Raw genomic sequence first — 19,053 nt, 5'->3', positions numbered from 1 at the left:
AACGAGTGAACCTTCAATGCGTCACAATAATAGATTAATCACTGAAGACTATGATCGGCTTGCCAAAAAAACACTGGAGTCACGCGCGATGCGCGATCTTGATGAGTTAATTTCTCAGGTAGCGACATTCGACACCTTAGTACTCATTCGTGGTGAATCTGGAAGCGGCAAAGAAGTGGTTGCACGCCGTATTCACAATGCATCTCCTCGAGCAACTAAAGCCTTTATTCCGGTTAATTGTGGCGCTATTCCCGCCGACTTATTGGAAAGTGAATTATTTGGCCATGAAAAGGGCGCGTTCACGGGGGCGATAGCTACCCGTCAGGGACGTTTTGAGCTGGCTGAAGGTGGCACTCTATTCCTCGACGAAATTGGTGATATGAGCCTGCCTATGCAGGTTAAGTTGCTGCGGGTGTTGCAAGAGCGCTGCTTTGAGCGTGTTGGCAGCAATGATACCAAAAAGTGTAATGTACGTATCCTAGCGGCTACTCACCGCAATTTAGAAGAGATGGTGGCCGAGGGTACTTTTCGAGAAGATCTATTTTATCGTTTAGATGTTTTTCCTATCGAAGTCCCGGCATTAAGAGATCACACCGACGATATTTCGACCTTGATGTCCATTTTTATGGAAAAGCTCGAAGCTAAAGGTATGCGTACTCCCCGATTCTCTTCTAGTGCCTTGCGCGCCTTAAAAGTATATGGCTGGCCAGGAAATATCCGCGAGCTAGAAAATTTGATGGAACGTTTAGCGATTACCCATGCCGGCAAACTTGTAGGTATGAACGATTTGCCTAAGCGCTTTCGCACTATGGGTATGGTTGACTCTGCTATTGATGAAGAGCGTGAAGATCAAGATGCTTTGATGACATCTCTGCTAGCGCGTCCCTGTAGTGATGATCTCGACGTAGCCGTGTCAGTACAGACTAACAATGGTAAGCCGCCGCTACCCGAAGATGGCATTGATTTAAAATCGTATTTACAAGATATCGAACAGTGGTTTATCTCCGAAGCCCTGCGTAAAGAACAGGGTGTGATTACCCGAGCAGCCCAGCTTCTGGGCCTGCAGCGTACCACTCTAGCTGAGAAAATGAAGAAATTGGGTGTCTTGTAATCTGCTATGATTGCTCCGCCTGCTTATCAGCTAGGCCCTAGAATAATAAGTATCTTGCCGTAATACCTCTCTGTGTTGTTTAAACTCCAATATATTAAAAACTAACGTTAATAATAAGTTGATTTAAGACACAAAATAATTTCATCTTTTACTTCTTTAATATTCTTGTAATTGGCGCCAAAAATAGCTCGCCAAAAAACCGTCACAAACATCCATTTTTAATCTAAGTGCTTGTTTATAATAGATTTTATATAGTGGCATGGCGATTGCTTTATATTTGTAAAGTAACTGGTGTGGGCCTGCAGCGATGACAAAAGATAAATTTGTGAACAATAGTTTCAATGGAAACAAAAAACTTATCGATAGTCGTTGCTTAGATTTCTGTCATCGGGAAATAACGTACGCCACGCAACGTCTACTTGCGGAATTATCGATTGCAAAACGTCTGGCTGCGGACAGCAGCGCGACTTATGGAGGTCGTTAAAAATGGCTGATTTAATTATAGCCGACAAGGCATCAAAATCAGTACAAGAGCTCGCATCTCGCGTTGCTAAGACGGATGCGACCGTATTGATATGTGGTCCGAGTGGCGCTGGCAAAGAAGTTTATGCACGTTTTATTCACAGTCAGTCGCGCCGTTCCGAAGCGCCATTTATCGCTTTGAATTGCGCAGCAATTCCAGAAAATATGCTTGAAGCCATGCTGTTCGGCTATGAAAAAGGCGCGTTTACCGGCGCTATTAGTAGCCATACAGGTAAGTTTGAGCAGGCTCAGGGAGGAACTTTATTACTTGACGAAATTTCTGAGATGGACCTCGGCCTGCAAAGCAAACTATTGCGGGTATTGCAGGAACGTGAGCTAGAGCGTTTAGGTAGCAGAAAAACGCTAAAACTTGATGTGCGGGTTATTGCAACGAGCAATCAAGATGTTCGCGCAGCAGTTCGCGAAGGTGAGTTTCGTGAGGATTTGTTTTATCGCCTAAATGTTTTTCCTTTACTCGTCCCCAGTCTTGCCGAGCGTCGCGGCGATATTTTGCCACTGGCGTATCACTTTTTGGCTCGCGATAGCAGTGTCCGTGATCCGTCTTCCATGTTGAATGAAGAGGTGATTCATAAATTATTGGCCTATGCATGGCCTGGTAATGTTCGCGAACTGGATAACGTGATTCAGCGCGCTTTAATTTTGAGGCAGGAAGACATCATTACCGAAAGAGATATTCAATTTGAAACTGGATTGAGGTTTGTCAGTGATTTTGACGAGCACTTTGATCGTGTTGCTGCCGCGAATACGGTGGGCGAGGTGCAGCCCAGTGATAGCGGCGGGGTACTAGGTGGATACATGCGGGATCAAGAGCGCCGCGTTATAACGGATGCCCTCCAAATGGGGCGATCTAAAAAAGAGGCAGCTGAAATCCTCGGTATTAGCCCACGCACTTTGCGCTACAAGCTCGCACGCTTGCGTGAACAACGTTATATCGCCGGTTAAGGAGTAGAGACATGTCAGATATGCGCGTAGATCAAATTCTCACTCAGATTCGCTCACTTCGCGACCAACCTGGGATCTCTGGACCAGAAGGTGGTGCAAATAGCCTGGGCGCTATAAATGTGGGTGGTACGCCGAAAGTTGATTTTGGCTCGGTACTTAAGCAGTCCATTGATTCCGTAAACGATACCCAGAAAAGCGCAGGTGCACTGCGTAACGCCTTCGAGCGCGGAGACCCAGATGTGAGTTTGACCGAGGTGATGGTTAGCTCGGAGAAGTCTTCGGTTAGTTTTAAAGCTATGGTAGAAGTGCGCAATAAATTTGTAGAGGCTTACCAAGAAGTGATGAGGATGTCGATGTAATGTCAGCTATCAGCGTAATCGTGACGGTGGAGAATCATCATGGCCGAAACTAAAGCAAACCCCCCCGCCAATTTGTTGGCGCAACTGGCAGGTAATGACGTTCTGCGGCAATTACTTATATTGGTGGGAATTGCTGCCAGTGTTGCTGTCGGTGTGGCGGCAGTAATGTGGTCGCAGGGTAGCGATTACCGCACTTTATACGCCAATGTTGAGCCCCAGCGGGCCGCAGGCGTTGTCGATGCACTAACTGCTGCGGGTATCCCTTATAAAATTGAAGATGGTACTGGGTCTATCATGGTGCCAACGAAGCAGCTGCATGACGCGCGTATCAAACTTGCTGGCCAGGGCGTGATGCGCGATGGGTCTGGTATGGCCATGCTAGAGCAGGAACAAGGCTTTGGTGTTAGTGAATTTATGCAGTCTAAGAAATTTCATTACGCCTTAGAGCAGGAGTTGGGTCGAACGATTGAAAGTATGCATCAAGTGCGCAAGGCGCGGGTTCATTTGGCCATTCCCAAGCAATCAGTATTTGTTCGTGACCGCAAAGCGGCTAGTGCGTCAATCATGTTAGATGTGTTCCCCGGCAGCATTATCGACAAGCAAAATGTGGGAGCTATTGTGAATCTGGTAGCGTCAAGTATCACCGGTTTATCACCAGAGCAAGTTACTGTAGTCGACCAGCAGGGGCAGCAACTGTCTTCTCAGGACGACCAGGACGACCTGGGGCTAAGCTCGCGTCAATTTACTTATCGCCAGCGTATTGAAGAGGCCTATCAGAGAAATATTGAAGAGTTATTGGGGCCCTTGGCCGACGCTGGTCAAGTGCGGGTCAAAGTGGCCGCAGATATTGATTTTTCCAGTGCTGAGCAAAGTCGCGAAAGCTGGAGTCCTGAAAGCAAGGTGGTTCGCAGCGAGCAGATAAATGAGCAGATGAGCGGTGATGTGAATGCCAATGCCAGTGGTATTCCTGGGGCTTTAAGTAACCAGCCACCAACTAACGACGCAGGGAATAACGATGCCGCAGCGGATACGGGTAACCGGTCTATTGTACGTAATTACGAAATAGAGCGAATTCTGAATTATTCATCGACACCGACTGGCACGGTTCGTCGTCTGTCGGTTGCCGTGGTGGTGGCAAATCGTCAAGGCACAGATGCAGAAGGTCAAAGTACCTTGGTAGAATTATCACCGGTAGAGCTAGAAAAACTGAATTTGTTGGTGCGTGATGCTATCGGTTTTGACGCGACCCGCGGTGATCGAGTCACCGTAGTTTCTGCCGATTTTATACCTCAAGAAAATATTGAAATGGAAACGGTGGAAACGGCTTTTTGGGAGCAACCGTGGTTTGCAAATCTAATTAAGCAGTCGTTGGTTGGTATAGGCGTATTGTTTATCATTTTCGCCATACTGCGCCCCGGAATGCGGACCTTAATGAGCGCTCAGGTTAACGCCGCGCACGCTGCGCCTCAGGCCTTAACAGATGGCGGAGAGAAGGATGTTAGCGGTGACGTATTGCATCCTGCGGTCGCCGCACTAGCCGCATTAGGTGGACCGGGACGTATGGGCTTTGAAGATAAGATGACTGAGGCGCGCTCGGTGGTGGATGAAAATCCGCAACGGGTTGCTCAAGTAATGAAAAAATGGGTGGCAGAAGAAAATGGCAAATCCTGAGATGGCGACGAATTCCGGCGGTAGCGGCAGCGAGAAGGCAGCTTTATTCTTGCTGATGCTCGGTGAAGAGCAAGCGTCCAAGGTGCTAAAATTTGTAGAACCTCACGAGGTGGAGCGAATCGGCACTGCAATGGCGTCCATTCGCAGTGTAGACAATCGTTTGGCCGAGGCAGTCGTAGATGAATTCCGTAGCGCCTTGCATCAGGAGACGTCCCTAGGTGTGGGTGTGCACGGCTACGTGCGCAAATTATTTACCTCAACCTTAGGTGATCAAAAAGGCAGTACCTTAGCTGATCGGGTTCTCGGCGACGAAGAAACCCAGGAAATGAGTTCCCTGCGCTGGTTGGAGCCAGAGGCATTGCTTCACATGATGCAGGATGAGCACCCGCAGATTATCGCCATTACCATGGCGCATATGGATCAGGCTCAGGCAGTTGCGGTACTCAAACAAATGCCGCCGGCACTACAAGACGATATTGTGATGCGTATTGCCAATATGCAAACCATTCCCCAGTCAGCCATGCGGCAATTACAGACTGTGCTCAAGAAAAAGCTATCTGTTACCGCGACCTTTAAAAACCGTAAAATTGATGGTGCCAAGACCGTTGCAGGCATTATGAATGGCTTAGACCCCGATTCTGAAACTCGCATTCTGGAGGTGGTCGCCAAAGAGAATCAATCCCTCTCTGATCGCATCCAAGACCTGATGTTTGTATTCGGGAATCTCATCAATATTCCTGACAAGGGCATTCAATTACTGTTGCGCGAAGTCGGTTCCGACGTGCTGCCAATGGCACTTAAAGGCGCCGATGAGCAGGTGCGTGAGAAGATCTTAGGAAACATGTCTAAACGTGCTCGCGAGATGTTGCTTGAAGACATGGAGTCACGCGGTCCGGTGAAGCTAAGCGATGTTGAAGCTGCCCAGAAGGATATATTGGCGGTGGCAAGAAAGCTCGCAGATGCTGGTCAAATTGACTTGGGTCGAGGTGGTGGCGATGACTACGTTTAATGGTGTTGTTTGGTGTCGATTAGTCTCGCCGTCACCTTGCGTGTTATAGCGAATTAGGAAGCTAATATGCCAGATATCTTTCAGGTCTTCAGTCCCCGCGTTGTACCCGCGGATGCGCAAGCCCAAGAGCCGCCTGTGAAGAGCACGGTTGATGAGCGAGGGTATCAAACGTGGGTGCCACCGCGGGTTAGCGGTGCGGCAGCCAACACGGCTGCAGCGAAAAAACAATCATCGCCTCATGGCGACATTCCCAACGAAGCGGATCTTGCCCGCGAAGCCGCAAAAAAACAGGGCTTCGAGCAAGGGCTTGCAGAGGGGCACGCCGAGGCTAAGCGCATACTTGCCGAACAAAGCCAGCAACTACAACTGGCAATGGCAGCCTTGCGCGAGCCGCAAAAATGGGTGGACACGGAGCTAGAACGTGAATTATTGGCCATGACCCTAACCTTGTCTCGTCAACTTTTGCGACATGAGTTGAGTGTTCGGCCGGAGTTGATCGAAAACCTGGTACATCAGGCCATCGAGGCCTTACCGCTCACTAGCGGTGATTTAAATATTTATCTTAACCCCGCCGATGTTGATGTATTGCGCGAGCTGGCGGTGGAGCACGGCGAGCCAATCGAATCGTCGTGGATTCTCCTAGAAGACCCTAGCGTGAGTCGCGGCGGATGCCGTATCAGCACTGACTGTTCGCGTATTGACGAGGAGCTTGAAACTCGACTGCAGCGAATCACCGCCGAAATGTTAGGTGAGCAAACGGAATTAACGCCTGCCAATGGCTGAGTACATCCCAGCAATACTATTGCAGAATAAGAGTAAGTGTTTATGACAGTATCAGCTCGCGGCGAACTGACGGCAAAATTCGCTCAGTATCGTCAACGTCTCAGTGGTGCGGACCGGCCGGTGGTCGAAGGCCAGCTTAAACGTGTGGTTGGCACTATGCTGGAGGCAGTGGGTTGCAAGGCGCCAGTGGGTGGTTACTGTCTGGTGGAAGCGGCTGATGGCGAATGGTTAGAAACTGAGGTGGTTGGTTTTGCCACAGACAAAATCTTATTAATGCCTACGGGTGAATTACGCGGGGTAATGCCAAATGCCCGAGTGATACCTATTGAAAAGGGCTCAGATTTCCCCGTTGGGGACGGTCTCTTGGGGCGGGTGCTAGATGGCGCAGCGAGACCCTTAGACGGCAAAGGCCCACTGCAGTGCAGTCAAACACGCTCAATATCAGGGGTACCGATAAACCCCTTGTTACGTCAGCCTATACGCGAGCCGCTGGATGTTGGCGTGCGCTCTATCAACGCCTTACTCACAGTAGGACGCGGACAGCGACTTGGCCTCTTTGCAGGTAGTGGTGTGGGTAAAAGCGTACTGCTAGGCATGATGACTCGATTCACCGAAGCCGATGTGGTGGTAGTGGGTCTTATTGGTGAGCGTGGCAGAGAAGTAAAAGAATTCATTGACAGTATTTTAGGTACAGAAGATATGAAGCGCGCGGTGGTAATTGCCACGCCCGCAGATCACCCGCCACTCATGCGTATGCGAGGTGCTTGGCTAGCAACATCTATCGCCGAACACTTCCGTGATCAGGGCAAGCAGGTGTTACTACTTATGGATTCTCTCACTCGTTTCGCTCAAGCTCAACGTGAGGTTGCGCTGGCAACGGGTGAGCCGCCGGCGACCAAAGGGTATCCGCCATCGGTATTTGCGCGCTTACCAGCCTTGGTCGAACGAGCGGGTAATGGCGCGGCAGGCGGTGGATCAATTACCGCGTTTTATACCGTGCTTGCCGAGGGCGATGATCAGAATGATCCGATTGTCGATTCAGCTAGGGCGATACTAGATGGGCATGTGGTCTTGTCGCGGGCACTTGCCGATGCTGGGCATTTTCCAGCTATAGATATTGAGCGGTCAGTGAGTCGAGCCATGAACGATGTCACCGACAAAAGCCATCAAGATCAGGTTCGCTACTTTCGGCAGATGTATTCGCTCTACCAGCAGAATAAAGATCTGATTACGATCGGAGCATACCAACCGGGCAGTGATGCTCGTCTAGACGAGGCAGTATCGGCATGGCCTCGTATGGTGAAGTTTTTACAGCAGCCCTATGACGAGTCTGAGGGCTTTGATAGTTCACTAGATCAGTTAAGTGTCTTGCTAGATAAATAATCAATTCGTAGGCGCGGCACCCACCGCAACAGCATTTTCGCAGTGACGTAGTAAGAGACCTGAGAATGAAAAAATCCAAACGTATGCAAACCGTCAACAGCATTGCTGAGCGGGACGAGCGGGAACAGGCCGATAAGTTTTCTAAGAGTCAGCGACACTATGAAGCTCAGAAAAATAAATTAGCGGAACTAAAGCAATATTATCAAGAATATGTTGATGCTAGCCGCAATCCGCGTGATGAGTTTTTAGATATAAACCGCTTACAAGAATCCCGCGCGTTTATGGCCAAGTTAGCCACTGCGATTACCCAGCAGCACGAAATAGTGTGTAAGACCGAGCTTGCCATGAATACTGCTCGCAAACATTGGATGGACTGTCGCCGCCGTGCAATGAGTATGCAAAAACTCACTGAACGCTATGTTCATCAAGAGCTATGCGAAGCGGACGCTAATGAACAACGGATAGCAGATGATCTAAGTAGTCAGCGCTTTGTTTGGGCTATGCGCCAAAATAACGCGATGGCATAAATATTGCCTATAAATATATGACTACAAACATTTCGCCACATATATTACGTTAGATTATTTAGTTTGGCGTACATAAATAGAATTTGTAAACCGATTTAGCCATAAGTGAGTTACATTTTCTAGACGTAACAAACAGGTCATACACGATGCAGAATAGTATTAGTCCAGCGCTTCCTAAAGTAGACGGCAGTGCAAAGACAACTGCTCTGAGCAGCACGGGAGTTAGTGATGGTGCTCAGCTAAGTACACCATTTAATCAGTTGCTGAGCACCGCGCAAGGCGCGACCCCAAGTAAAGATATTGCTAGCGCTGAGTCAACCGAAATGACGGTTGATCAGCGGCTTAGTGCTGAGATGGATATATTTTCCGATTCTTTAGCCGATGTAAGCTTTGGCGGTAAATTGATGCCAGAAGGCGGACAGGGTTTGCCGCTTTCTACGCTTGAGTCTAGCGAATTATTAAGCAGTGTTGCACTTCAAGAAGATAGTGATGAGGGCGATGTCCTAGTGACTTTGCAGCAGTCGCAGATTGACTGGTTTAGGCAGTCCGCCTCGATAGTTTCTAATCAAGTACCTACCGGCAGTGATTTAAGCAAACCCACCACGGGTTTTGCCACTGCAATGCAGCTAAGTTCGGCGGCTAGTTCGCTACCAACTGTGAAGGCCACTGTTCAGCCAATAGAATTAAAAGCTGATTTGACCGCGGTCCTTGATCTCTTGTCTGCCGCGCCGACGCGAAGCTCAGACACTAACGCGGCGCGTGCGCCGGTTAATTTAACGGTAACTCAAAATGCTTTGACTGATCCTGCGTGGTCACAGGCGATGGCTGCCAAAATTTCGTGGATGGGGGGGAATGGCGTGCACAGTGCTACCCTGCAACTTCGTCCGGCTGAGCTCGGTAGCATCCATATCCAATTGTCTATACAGGGGGATACAACCTCTGTACAGATCCAAACCCAGCATAAAGATACTTCCGATCTTATGGAAAAGATGATGCCGCGCTTGCATAGCGGTATGGAAAATCAAGGTTTGCGTCTAGAAGACGTTAAAGTCAGTCACAATCCAAATTTAAATGGCAGTGCTCAACAGTTTACAGGACAATCTGCGGGTGATCGTTCTGGTGCGGACAATGACGCTCGCAATGGCATTAACCAACAGAGTCTTGGTGAAAATGGCGTCGGTGGCGATGACGATGGCAGTTCCTCAGGGTTACAGAATGCGACCGTGATACTGCAAAACAGCGGCGTCGATTACTACGCTTAAGCTATGCTTGAGTCCTCTTAATGACGTCATTATTGCTTGTCAATATTTACGTTCTGAAACTAACAAAAACCGAGTTTATTAGGTCTGCCAATACTTATAGGTGCGCCTACCCCGTTATTTACTAGGTCAACTTTTCAGCAGAATTCGCCATGCGATCTGCGTCTCTCGATTTTCCCTCCCTCGCTCAAAAGTTATATGCGCGTATTCAAGCTGTGGTTATTACTAATGGCCTGATTTCTCTGTATTGCTACAGTGGCTCTGTGTTCAGCCGCGAGCGCCAAATTATTGTCGTTCTCCCAAATTATTTTCATAACATATTGTTGTTTAAGCTATTTTTTGGTTGGCATGAGCTTTGCTGTAACCTTATTAGAATGCTGATTTTTGGCAAAAAAAAATTAGGAATAGGTATGAATAAGAAAATTATTATTATTGCGGTAGGGGTCGTGGTGTTGATTGCCGCTGCGGGCGGTACCTGGTTTTTTATGCATGAAGCTGAACCAGTGCCGGTTGCTGTTGGTGCCGACGGTAAGCCTGTTGGCGACGCGGTAATTACAAAGAAAGAGCCAATGTATTTCAGTATGGCGCCATCCTTTGTTGTTAATTTGCAGAATGAACGCGGTATTCGCTTTCTGATGGTGGAAATCGACTTAATGTCTCGTAAAGATGATGTTTTCTCGCGCATTGAGCAATATGAGCCGCGCATTCGCAATGACTTACTGATGTTATTTAGCAAGCTAGACAGAGATGCCATAGCCACTGCCGAGCAGCGTCAGGGACTTCAGAGTGAAGCACTTGTTGCGATTAACAAGGTACTGACGTCAGAGTCAGGAAAAGATGGCGTCGAGGCCGTTTACTTCACCAAGTTTGTGATTCAGTGAGGATAGTAACATGAGCGATATTCTCGATCCCGAAGAGCTAGAAGCGTTAATGGAGGGTGAGGATCAGAATGATCCTGGTCGCGAAAAGTATAACTTAGCTCGCCAAGATTATGCGATCCAGCGATTAATCCCAGCACTATCACTTATCCAATCGCAGTTTGCTACTGCGACTCGGGATCGGATGCGCGAGTTTGTGTCCACGGTGGATGCGGTGCGAGTTGATAAAATTACCGTCATGAAATTTGACGAAATGCTGAATACCTTACCCGCTCCCTGCAGCATTTCTGTGGTGAAAGGTTTGCCAATGAACGCCAATATCTTATTGGCATTTGAATCTGACTTGGTGTTCCAGATGGTAGATCGCTACTTTGGTGGATCCGGCAGTATTCAAAAAGGTCAGCGCGAACTGTTGTCGGTCTCCGAATTTAGTTTTATGGAAATGCTCAGTTCGGCTCTATTGACTGACGTGGCTAGCGCTTGGAAATCGGTCATAAAAACTGAGCCCAGTATTTCTGCACAAGTCAGTGACCCGCGGATGTTGGACAGTATTGGCGAGGCTGATTCCCTAGTGGCAACAAGATTTATTGTTAACGTGGGCGAATTTGCCGGCGGACTTTGGTCGATAGTGCCATGGAGTGCTATTGATGCGGTGCGCGACAGCTTGGGCGATCCGGCTAAATCGACCAGCAAAGCGTCGAACGCAGATTGGCGTGACCGTCTGCTTGAGGGGCTTGAGACCGCGCCTATTGAATTAGTGGCCATTTTGGCTCAAATCCGAATGAGTTTAAAACGTGTTTCCCTGCTTAAAGTGGGGGATGTTATCGATATTCCGTCGGCGGAAGATGTGATTCTTATGATCGACGATACGCCGTTTATGCACGGTCGCTTTGGCAGCAATGAAGACAAGTTAGCTGTTCGCTTGACCGGCAGATCGGAAACCAGTCGAAATCAGCATTGAGGATTGACCATGACGGATCAAACTAATGGCGAGCAAGTAAATGGTGGCGATGCGACTAATCCAAATGCGATGGCCGCAAGCTCGGAGAGCACAACTTTAGGTGACAATAATGCAGCGCAAACTACATCTCCAAAACAAGGAAAAGGACGCATGAGCAAGGATATGAGTCTGGATATGATTATGGACGTCAACGTGAGTGTTGCCGTTGAAGTGGGGCGAACCAAAATGAGTATCAGGGACCTACGTGACTTGAATCAGGGCGCGATTATTGAATTAGATCGAGCGGCGGGCACCCCCCTGGATGTCCTTGTTAATGGGACTTTAGTGGCCCGTGGCGAGATCGTGGTAGTAAAAGACAAGTACGGTATTATGCTGACCGAGGTGGTTGGTCAAGAAGAGCGTGAGCGTCACTAATGGCTAATTTCGCTAGTCATCTAAGGTCCCGCGTGGCAGTGGCGCTGCTAAGTACTGCGACCTTTATGCCGTCACTCACTGTGCTTGCCGAAGACCTTGCGGACAACTCTGCTACGACGCCTATACCGGTGGGCCCATCGTTTGATGTAACCGGTATGGTCGGTAGTTTGCTGTTTGTTATTGTGTGTATTGTTGGCCTAACGTGGCTATTGCGGCGCAGTCGCTTGGTGTCTACAACCGGGCAGGCTGGCGTCACGCTGGTTTCGCAAATACCGCTGAGTATGAAGGAAAAATTGTTGGTAGTGCAGGTTGGCGATGAAAAATTGCTGATAGGCTGCACTGCTACCGCAATCAATACGCTTCACTGCTGGGCTTCGTCACCAGATGATGAAAGCGGTAAGCCACAGGAATCGCCATTTGCCAAATTACTGGCAAAGCGGCAAATACTGGCGCCAGCAAATAAGGCCAATAAAGATCTCTCACCGCGGGGTGAGGCCAAATGAAACTTAGCCGCTTTCTAACATTACTTTGCCTTTGTGGCTTGCCTTTGTTTGCCGATGCAGCACCGCTGGCCTTGCCTGCGTTTACTTCGGTAGCCACCCCAGCGGGTGGTCAAGAATATTCGGTGTCATTGCAATTACTTGCGGTGATGACGGCGCTCACCTTGCTGCCAGCCATACTGCTGGGTATGACGGCATTTACGCGCATAATGATTGTATTGTCGATTCTACGGTTGGCTTTGGGTACTGGCCAAACGCCGTCGAATCAAATTATGTTGAGTCTGGCGCTTTTTCTTACCCTGTTCATCATGCATCCGGTAGCAGAAATAGCGTATACCGATGCCATCAAACCCTATATCGCAGAAGAAATGAGCTTTGACCAAGCTCTTGAAACGGGTTTCCAGCCGTTTCGCGAATTCATGCTCCGCCAAACACGGGAAGAGGATATCGGCCGTTTTGCTGAGATTGCGGGTATCCAACAGCTTGATAAGCCGGAAGACGTGCCTTTCACTATTCTCATGGCCTCGTTTCTAACCAGCGAATTAAAAACCGCGTTTCAGATTGGCTTCCTACTTTTTATTCCCTTTGTGGTTATCGATCTCGTAGTCGCCAGCGTATTGATGTCAATGGGTATGATGATGCTCTCGCCCATGATGATTTCGCTGCCGTTTAAAATTATGTTGTTTGTTTTGGTGGACGGCTGGACTTTGGTGATGGGTTCACTGGCGGCGAGTTTCTATCAATGACGACCCTGACGGCAATGACGAACTTGGCAGCAATGAAGATAGCGTCGGCAATTACTATGACAATAATGTATGAGGTCAGGCAATGAATGCAGACACGGTAATTGAACTCGGCCGCCAGGCTATGAATGTCACCGTACTTTTGGCGGCACCTTTGCTATTGTCCGCGTTAGCCGCTGGTTTAGCGATAGGGATGTTTCAGGCCGCAACCCAGATTCAGGATATGACCCTGAGCTTTATACCTAAGCTAGTTGTGCTGGTTGTGGTTTTGGGGGTTGCGGGCCCGTGGATGTTGGGGCAATTGCTTGATTATACCCGTCAATTATTCACTATGATCCCGAGTTTAGTCGGGTAGTCTGGCGATGATCGCGCCAACGCCAGACGAACTCAGTGTTATGCTCGCATCCGCTTGGCTGCCGTTTGTGCGTGTTAGCGGGGCGATGATTGCGGCCCCCCTATTTAGCGCGGTGTATATACCCACACCTGCGCGTATTTTGGTTTCAATATTTATCACCGCCATTATTTTACCAATGTTGCCTCCAGTGCAGGCGACGAATTTAATCGGCATAGAAGCCATGCTGCTGGCAGTCAATGAATTGTTGATTGGTATCTGTATTGGTTTAATCGTGCAGCTGGTATTTGATGCCATTATTCTTGCCGGGCAAATTATTGCCATGGGTATGGGGCTGGGTTTTGCCATGATGGTAGACCCTCAGCGCGGCGCGCAGGTACCTGTGCTGTCGCAGTTTTTATTGATATTTACCATGCTTATATTTGTTGCCATGAATGGTCATATCGACTTTTTGGCCCTCTTGGCAAGAAGCTTTGAATATTGGCCGGTGGCAGGTGACGGTATTTCCCGTGATCAGTTTAGTGTTGTGTGGATGCGCGGCGCTGAGTTGTTTTCTGGCGCAATACGAGTGGCCATACCCGCCGTTGTCGCTCTGTTGGTTGTGCAGCTTGCCGTTGGTATTGTGAGTCGCGCGGCGCCAACCTTAAACCTGTTTGCGGTGGGTTTTCCTATCGCAATGCTGATTGGATTCTTGGTGGTAGATCGTCTTTTACCCAATTTACTTCCTCTGTTAACGACTATGTTGGGCAGTGCATTTATTGCTGTCGAACTGTTTCTCGGAGGCTGATGTATGGCTGAGAACGAAAGCGGTCAGGAACGCTCAGAAGAGGCAACCCCCAAGAAATTGGCGGATGCCAAAAAAAAAGGGCAAGTAGCGCGGTCCAAAGAATTAACCACAATGATGGTCACCGTAGGCGGCTCCGGAGTATTATTATTTACTGGCGCCGACCTTGCTGAAGCGCTAAAGACAATTCTTGCTAGTAGCCTGTCGCCAGAATTTTTATTAGTCGACAGTGAAACCCTCATTGTCTCTCGTCTATATAAAACCTTGTTAATGGGAATGTTGAGTATTTGGCCAATACTGGCTGTTGCACTGCTAGCGGTGGTGGTTTCGTCGACTATCCTAGGCGGTTGGGTCTTTAGTTTGAGCGTAAAGCCAGAACGGATGGACCCCATCAAGGGATTGGGTAAATTATTTTCTTTGCGCAGCTTAGGTGAGCTGGTTAAATCCATTATGAAAATGGTATTTATCGGTGTTGCGGCAATATGGTTATTATCCGGAATGGCCGATGATATTTTAGGTCTGAGTCTGCAGGCACCTAAGGAAGCCATCGTTAACAGCGGTTCACAGCTGGGGTGGTTTTTCTTCGTGGTGAGTTTGCCTTTAGTGGCGATAGCCGCCATCGATGTGCCCTGGCAGCTATGGAATTTTAATAAAGAGTTAAAGATGACTCGTCAGGAAGTGCGTGATGAGCACAAGGAGTCTGACGGTAGTCCTGAAGGCAAAGCCAGAATGCGTGAAATGCAGCAGGCCGCTGCTAATAATCGCATGATGGAAAAAGTCCCCACTGCCGACGTTATTATCACCAACCCTACTCATTTTTCGGTTGCCTTAAGATACGATGAGGCCCGCATGGGAGCACCTATTTTACTGGCCAAAGGCGCAGACAATATTGCGGCCAAGATTCGGGAATTAGGAACGGAACACAATATTCCCATTGTGGAGTCCGCGCGTTTGGCAAGGGCTATTTTTGCCAGCACTGATCTAGATTCCGAAATCCCCGGGGGTTTGTACTTGGCGGTGGCGCAAATACTCACTTATGTCTACCAGTTACGCAGCTGGGAAACCATGGGTGGCGATTGTCCGGATACCCCGGAACCTGATATTGCTGATGAATACCTAGGCAATCTGCTGTAGCAAATCCAGCATTTGAGTCCCCCAAGTGACCATCCACTGCTGGTCCGTATTTACCCCTACAAATAGTGGCCCCCTTGTTGCAACGGTAGTCTATAACGACGAAATTTTGGCGCAGACTTAAAGCGCATTACGTTATTGTAGAGAGACTGCAGTATGGCAACACAAGCACTTTCAATGCCGGGATGGCTACAAAAGACCGCAGACAGCGGCATTGGCGTTTTGGTACTGCTAATGGCCTGTCTGGGTATGTTAGTTATACCCATGCCGCCGTTTTTACTGGATTTGCTGTTTACCTTTAATATCACCCTGTCGCTGGTCATTATTCTGGCGGTTATCTACGTTGATCGTCCCATCGACTTCTCGGTGTTTCCCACCGTATTACTCTTGGCAACCTTGTTGCGCCTGGCCTTGAATGTCGCCTCGACTCGTGTGGTATTGCTAGAGGGGCATACTGGCCCCGGCGCTGCGGGTAAGGTTATTGAATCCTTTGGTGAATTTGTTATCGGCGGCAATTATGTTGTCGGTATCGTGGTATTTATCATTCTCGTTGTTATTAACTTTGTGGTGGTCACCAAGGGCGCTGGACGGGTGGCCGAGGTCACTGCGCGTTTCACTCTAGATTCTATGCCCGGAAAGCAAATGGCCATAGATTCAGATTTAAACGCCGGCTTGTTAAACCAAGAGCAGGCCAGCATTCGTCGCGAAGAAGTGCGGACGGAGGCCGATTTCTACGGCTCCATGGACGGTGCCAGCAAGTTTGTGCGCGGTGATGCGATTGCCGGCATTATGATTTTGTTCATCAATGTTATTGGTGGTTTGGGCGTGGGGATGACGCAGCATGGTTTGAGTTTTGCGCAAGCCATGCATAACTACACCCTGCTCACCATCGGTGACGGCTTGGTGGCACAGTTGCCATCATTGCTGCTCTCGACTGCGGTCGCGATTATTGTGACGCGTATTTCCCGCTCGCAAAATATGGGTAAGCAGATTGTTGGGCAAATGTTTGCCAATCCCAATGTGCTGTATATGTCAGCTACCTTACTGGGCCTGATCGGTATCATTCCAGGTATGCCGAATTTGGTATTTCTAATGATGGCTGCGGCCTGCGGCGGCAGTGGCTGGTGGATGCAAAATCAGAAGAAAACGGCAGCAGAAATTATTGATGAAGATCAAAATCTCGAAGAGCTGCCGTCTGCTCGTGAACCCAGTGAGCTGAGCTGGGACGAAGTCACTCCAATGGATGTAGTTAGTCTCGAAGTAGGCTACCGCTTAATTCCCCTAGTAGACCGTAATCAAGGTGGCGAGCTGATTGCAAGAATCACCGGCGTTCGCAAGAAGCTCTCCAAGGATTTGGGCTTTCTCATTCAGCCGGTCCATATACGCGACAATCTTGAACTGTCGCCAAGTAGTTACCGAATTCAGTTGTTAGGAGACACTATCGCACAGGGAGATATTCAGGCAGGCAAGGAATTGGCCATTAATCCCGGTGGTGCACAGGGGACATTGCGCGGCTCTCCGACTAAAGATCCGGCTTTCGGTATGGAGGCCGTATGGATTGATTCTAGTCAGCGCGATCAGGCGCAAACTATGGGTTATACCGTGGTTGACCCCTGTACGGTAATCGCGACTCATCTCAGTCAAATTATTAAGAATCATGCCCATGAATTATTGGGTCACGAAGAAGTGCAGCAGCTATTGGATAGGCTCGCTAAAACAGATCCGCGCTTAGTTGAGAATGTGGTGCCCAAACAATTGCCACTGAGCATTGTGGTTAAGGTGTTACAAAATCTGCTGAAAGAAGGCGTGTCTATCCGCAGTATTCGTCTAATCGCCGAAAGTTTGGCGGAGCAAGCGCCGCGTAGCAAAAATCCTGACGAATTATTGGAGGGTGTTCGGGTGGCGTTAGGTCGAATGATTGTTCAAGAAATCAATGGCTTAGAGGAAGACTTACCTGTTTCTGCGCTAGATCCAGATCTGGAACAGTTGTTGCAAGACATGCTTAGAGGTAATGCTGCCGCCGCCGGATTAGAGCCTGGAATTGCAGAGCGTTTACAGAATGACTTGGCAGACTATAGCCATCGCCAGGAGCTGGCAGGGCAGCCGGCGGTAGTTCTTGTGTCACCGTCTATACGTTCTTGGGTGTCGCGCTTTACACGCCGCAGCGTACCGGGATTGGCCGTGTTGTCGTACAACGAAGTACCAGACAGCAAGCAAGTGAGATTACTGTCAACAATCGGTCAGCAAGGGCGCCTAAGTTAAGATGTTTGAAGTTGGCGTTAAGCAAGTAGTAACAAATTTATTAATGACATTTCGCCGTAAATTGAAATGTGCTGGGAGTGGCTTATGCAAGTGAAAAAATATCAAGCAACGGATGCTCAGCAGGCGATGAGATTGGTTCGCGCTGCCCATGGTCCAGATGCCGTTATTCTCGACTGTCGTAGGGTGGCAGGCGGAGTGGAGGTGGTTGTTAGTCTTGAGGGTATGCTCGAAACCTCAATGGCTGCGGCGCCCGCAGCATCATTTTCGGCTCAGCAGCAAACTCGCAGCGCCGACACTGATCGCGAGCCAACCGCACTCGATGCCCTGTTTAACCGCCGTAAAAAAGCCGGGGAAGAAATCAGCCAGCATAGCAGTCCGCCAGCGCCGTCTGTTGATACTAATAGGCCGGCTGCGGTAGAACCGCAAATGGTGTGGTCGCAGAATGAAGAGCTGTTCACCATGAAGCAGGAGATGGCCTCAATGAAGTCTATGCTGATGGACCAACTAAAAGGCCATAATTGGCAGCAAGCTAGTCATCAAGCCCCAGAGCATCAAGGATTAAATGATTTTTTGTCGGCAATGGATATAGATCCAGCCTTGGGTAAACGCCTGTGCGCAGAAATTCCTAGTGATGAATCGACGACCGTGCAGCGTGAAATGCTTAAAATGCTATTGGTCAATAAATTGGCGGTTAAGGCGCCGCCAAGTGCTGGGGCAATTTGCTTAGTCGGTCCTCAAGGCGCCGGTAAAACTACCACTATCGCCAAAATTGCAGCGCAATATGTGCTGACTCACGGGCGCTCAGGCATTGCGATCTTAACTACAGATGCGGCTCGCGTCGGGGCGCAAGAACAATTGCGGGCCTATGGCCGTATTCTGCAAATACCGGTTCACGTCGCCAGCGACCCAGACGAGGCGGTGAAAACCTACCGGCTTTTACGTAAAAAGAATTTGGTGTTAATAGACACGGCGGGCATCTCTTTTCGGGACAAGCAAGGTATCAGTGAGCTCAATCAGCTGATTTCGGGCATGCAGGATGTTCAAGTGTTTTTAACTCTGGCCGCCGACTCAGAGAACTATGTGCAGAGCGAAATTATCGACGCCTACTCGTCATTTAACGTCCAGGGTGCAGTTCTTACCCGCATTGACGAGGCCATGCGCTTAGGCGGCGCCATGTCAAATTTGATCCAGCATCGCCTGCCGTTGGTGTGGTGTGCTAACGGCCCCCGGGTACCACAAAACTTGTCAGCGGCAGATGCCGGTAAACTGGTGAATATGGCGGTGCGGATGACCAAGGTCTTTGAGGTTCGTCGCAATGGCACTCCGGCGCCAATACCGGCACCCGAACAGCAAGAATCTGTGCCCGCTGAGGTGGCTTCAGCCAAGCAAAGTCAGCGCGGACGTGCGCTAAACGTGCGGGTTTAGGCAAGATTTCTATGAA

At 49.1% G+C, this 19,053-nt stretch carries 19 protein-coding genes; all 19 read left to right on the top strand.

What is annotated here, in order from left to right; all coding sequences use genetic code 11:
- Positions 1 to 16 precede the first annotated feature (16 nt).
- A complete protein-coding gene (locus ACI955_RS11320) occupies positions 17 to 1,111 on the top strand; it encodes a sigma-54 interaction domain-containing protein (RefSeq protein WP_415243846.1) in 1,095 nt (364 codons plus the stop codon).
- Positions 1,112 to 1,597: 486 nt separating this feature from the next.
- The gene (locus ACI955_RS11315; protein ID WP_415243845.1) at positions 1,598 to 2,596 is read left to right on the top strand and encodes a sigma-54 interaction domain-containing protein; all 999 of its coding nucleotides are present in this window, start codon (positions 1,598 to 1,600) and stop codon (positions 2,594 to 2,596) included.
- Positions 2,597 to 2,607: 11 nt separating this feature from the next.
- On the top strand, positions 2,608 to 2,955 hold the full coding sequence (gene fliE / locus ACI955_RS11310; RefSeq protein ID WP_415243844.1) for a flagellar hook-basal body complex protein FliE: 348 nt from the start codon (positions 2,608 to 2,610) through the stop codon (positions 2,953 to 2,955).
- 39 nt (positions 2,956 to 2,994) lie between these two features.
- Entirely contained in the window at positions 2,995 to 4,626 is a 1,632-nt protein-coding gene (gene fliF / locus ACI955_RS11305) for a flagellar basal-body MS-ring/collar protein FliF (RefSeq protein ID WP_415243843.1), read from the top strand.
- On the top strand, positions 4,613 to 5,635 hold the full coding sequence (gene fliG / locus ACI955_RS11300) for a flagellar motor switch protein FliG (RefSeq protein ID WP_415243842.1): 1,023 nt from the start codon (positions 4,613 to 4,615) through the stop codon (positions 5,633 to 5,635). Before fliF ends, fliG begins: the two co-directional genes overlap by 14 nt.
- 66 nt (positions 5,636 to 5,701) lie before the next feature.
- Positions 5,702 to 6,418, top strand: coding sequence for a FliH/SctL family protein (locus ACI955_RS11295; protein WP_415243841.1), 717 nt, complete (start codon positions 5,702 to 5,704; stop codon positions 6,416 to 6,418).
- Between the two features lie 42 nt (positions 6,419 to 6,460).
- Positions 6,461 to 7,801, top strand: a complete 1,341-nt coding sequence (gene fliI / locus ACI955_RS11290; protein ID WP_415243840.1) for a flagellar protein export ATPase FliI — start codon at positions 6,461 to 6,463, stop codon at positions 7,799 to 7,801.
- A 65-nt stretch (positions 7,802 to 7,866) separates the two neighbouring features.
- A complete protein-coding gene (gene fliJ / locus ACI955_RS11285) occupies positions 7,867 to 8,328 on the top strand; it encodes a flagellar export protein FliJ (RefSeq protein WP_415243839.1) in 462 nt (153 codons plus the stop codon).
- Between the two features lie 146 nt (positions 8,329 to 8,474).
- Positions 8,475 to 9,590, top strand: coding sequence for a flagellar hook-length control protein FliK (locus tag ACI955_RS11280; protein WP_415243838.1), 1,116 nt, complete (start codon positions 8,475 to 8,477; stop codon positions 9,588 to 9,590).
- A 407-nt stretch (positions 9,591 to 9,997) separates the two neighbouring features.
- Positions 9,998 to 10,468 carry a flagellar basal body-associated protein FliL gene (gene fliL, locus ACI955_RS11275; RefSeq protein ID WP_415243837.1) on the top strand — a complete coding sequence of 157 codons (471 nt, stop codon included), beginning with the start codon at positions 9,998 to 10,000 and terminating at the stop codon, positions 10,466 to 10,468.
- A 10-nt stretch (positions 10,469 to 10,478) separates the two neighbouring features.
- Complete coding sequence (locus ACI955_RS11270; protein ID WP_415243836.1) at positions 10,479 to 11,426, top strand: flagellar motor switch protein FliM; 948 nt, start codon at positions 10,479 to 10,481, stop codon at positions 11,424 to 11,426.
- A 9-nt stretch (positions 11,427 to 11,435) separates the two neighbouring features.
- Positions 11,436 to 11,840 carry a flagellar motor switch protein FliN gene (fliN, locus tag ACI955_RS11265; RefSeq protein WP_415243835.1) on the top strand — a complete coding sequence of 135 codons (405 nt, stop codon included), beginning with the start codon at positions 11,436 to 11,438 and terminating at the stop codon, positions 11,838 to 11,840.
- A complete protein-coding gene (locus ACI955_RS11260) occupies positions 11,840 to 12,343 on the top strand; it encodes a FliO/MopB family protein (RefSeq protein WP_415243834.1) in 504 nt (167 codons plus the stop codon). Before fliN ends, ACI955_RS11260 begins: the two co-directional genes overlap by 1 nt.
- On the top strand, positions 12,340 to 13,086 hold the full coding sequence (fliP, locus tag ACI955_RS11255) for a flagellar type III secretion system pore protein FliP (protein WP_415243833.1): 747 nt from the start codon (positions 12,340 to 12,342) through the stop codon (positions 13,084 to 13,086). Before ACI955_RS11260 ends, fliP begins: the two co-directional genes overlap by 4 nt.
- 82 nt (positions 13,087 to 13,168) lie before the next feature.
- The gene (fliQ, locus tag ACI955_RS11250; protein WP_415243832.1) at positions 13,169 to 13,438 is read left to right on the top strand and encodes a flagellar biosynthesis protein FliQ; all 270 of its coding nucleotides are present in this window, start codon (positions 13,169 to 13,171) and stop codon (positions 13,436 to 13,438) included.
- A gap of 7 nt (positions 13,439 to 13,445) precedes the next feature.
- The gene (gene fliR, locus ACI955_RS11245) at positions 13,446 to 14,222 is read left to right on the top strand and encodes a flagellar biosynthetic protein FliR (protein ID WP_415243831.1); all 777 of its coding nucleotides are present in this window, start codon (positions 13,446 to 13,448) and stop codon (positions 14,220 to 14,222) included.
- 3 nt (positions 14,223 to 14,225) lie between these two features.
- Positions 14,226 to 15,353 carry a flagellar biosynthesis protein FlhB gene (flhB, locus tag ACI955_RS11240; protein WP_415243830.1) on the top strand — a complete coding sequence of 376 codons (1,128 nt, stop codon included), beginning with the start codon at positions 14,226 to 14,228 and terminating at the stop codon, positions 15,351 to 15,353.
- A 153-nt stretch (positions 15,354 to 15,506) separates the two neighbouring features.
- Positions 15,507 to 17,612: a flagellar biosynthesis protein FlhA gene (flhA, locus tag ACI955_RS11235; RefSeq protein WP_415243829.1), complete on the top strand. Its 2,106-nt coding sequence runs from the start codon at positions 15,507 to 15,509 to the stop codon at positions 17,610 to 17,612.
- An 84-nt stretch (positions 17,613 to 17,696) separates the two neighbouring features.
- Positions 17,697 to 19,037 (top strand): flagellar biosynthesis protein FlhF, encoded by a 1,341-nt coding sequence (gene flhF / locus ACI955_RS11230; RefSeq protein ID WP_415243828.1) that lies wholly within the window; start codon positions 17,697 to 17,699, stop codon positions 19,035 to 19,037.
- Positions 19,038 to 19,053 lie beyond the last annotated feature (16 nt).

Source organism: Zhongshania sp. (genome assembly GCF_047636175.1).
GTDB lineage: Bacteria > Pseudomonadota > Gammaproteobacteria > Pseudomonadales > Spongiibacteraceae > Spongiibacter.
This window is presented reverse-complemented; position numbering and strand designations above follow the sequence as displayed.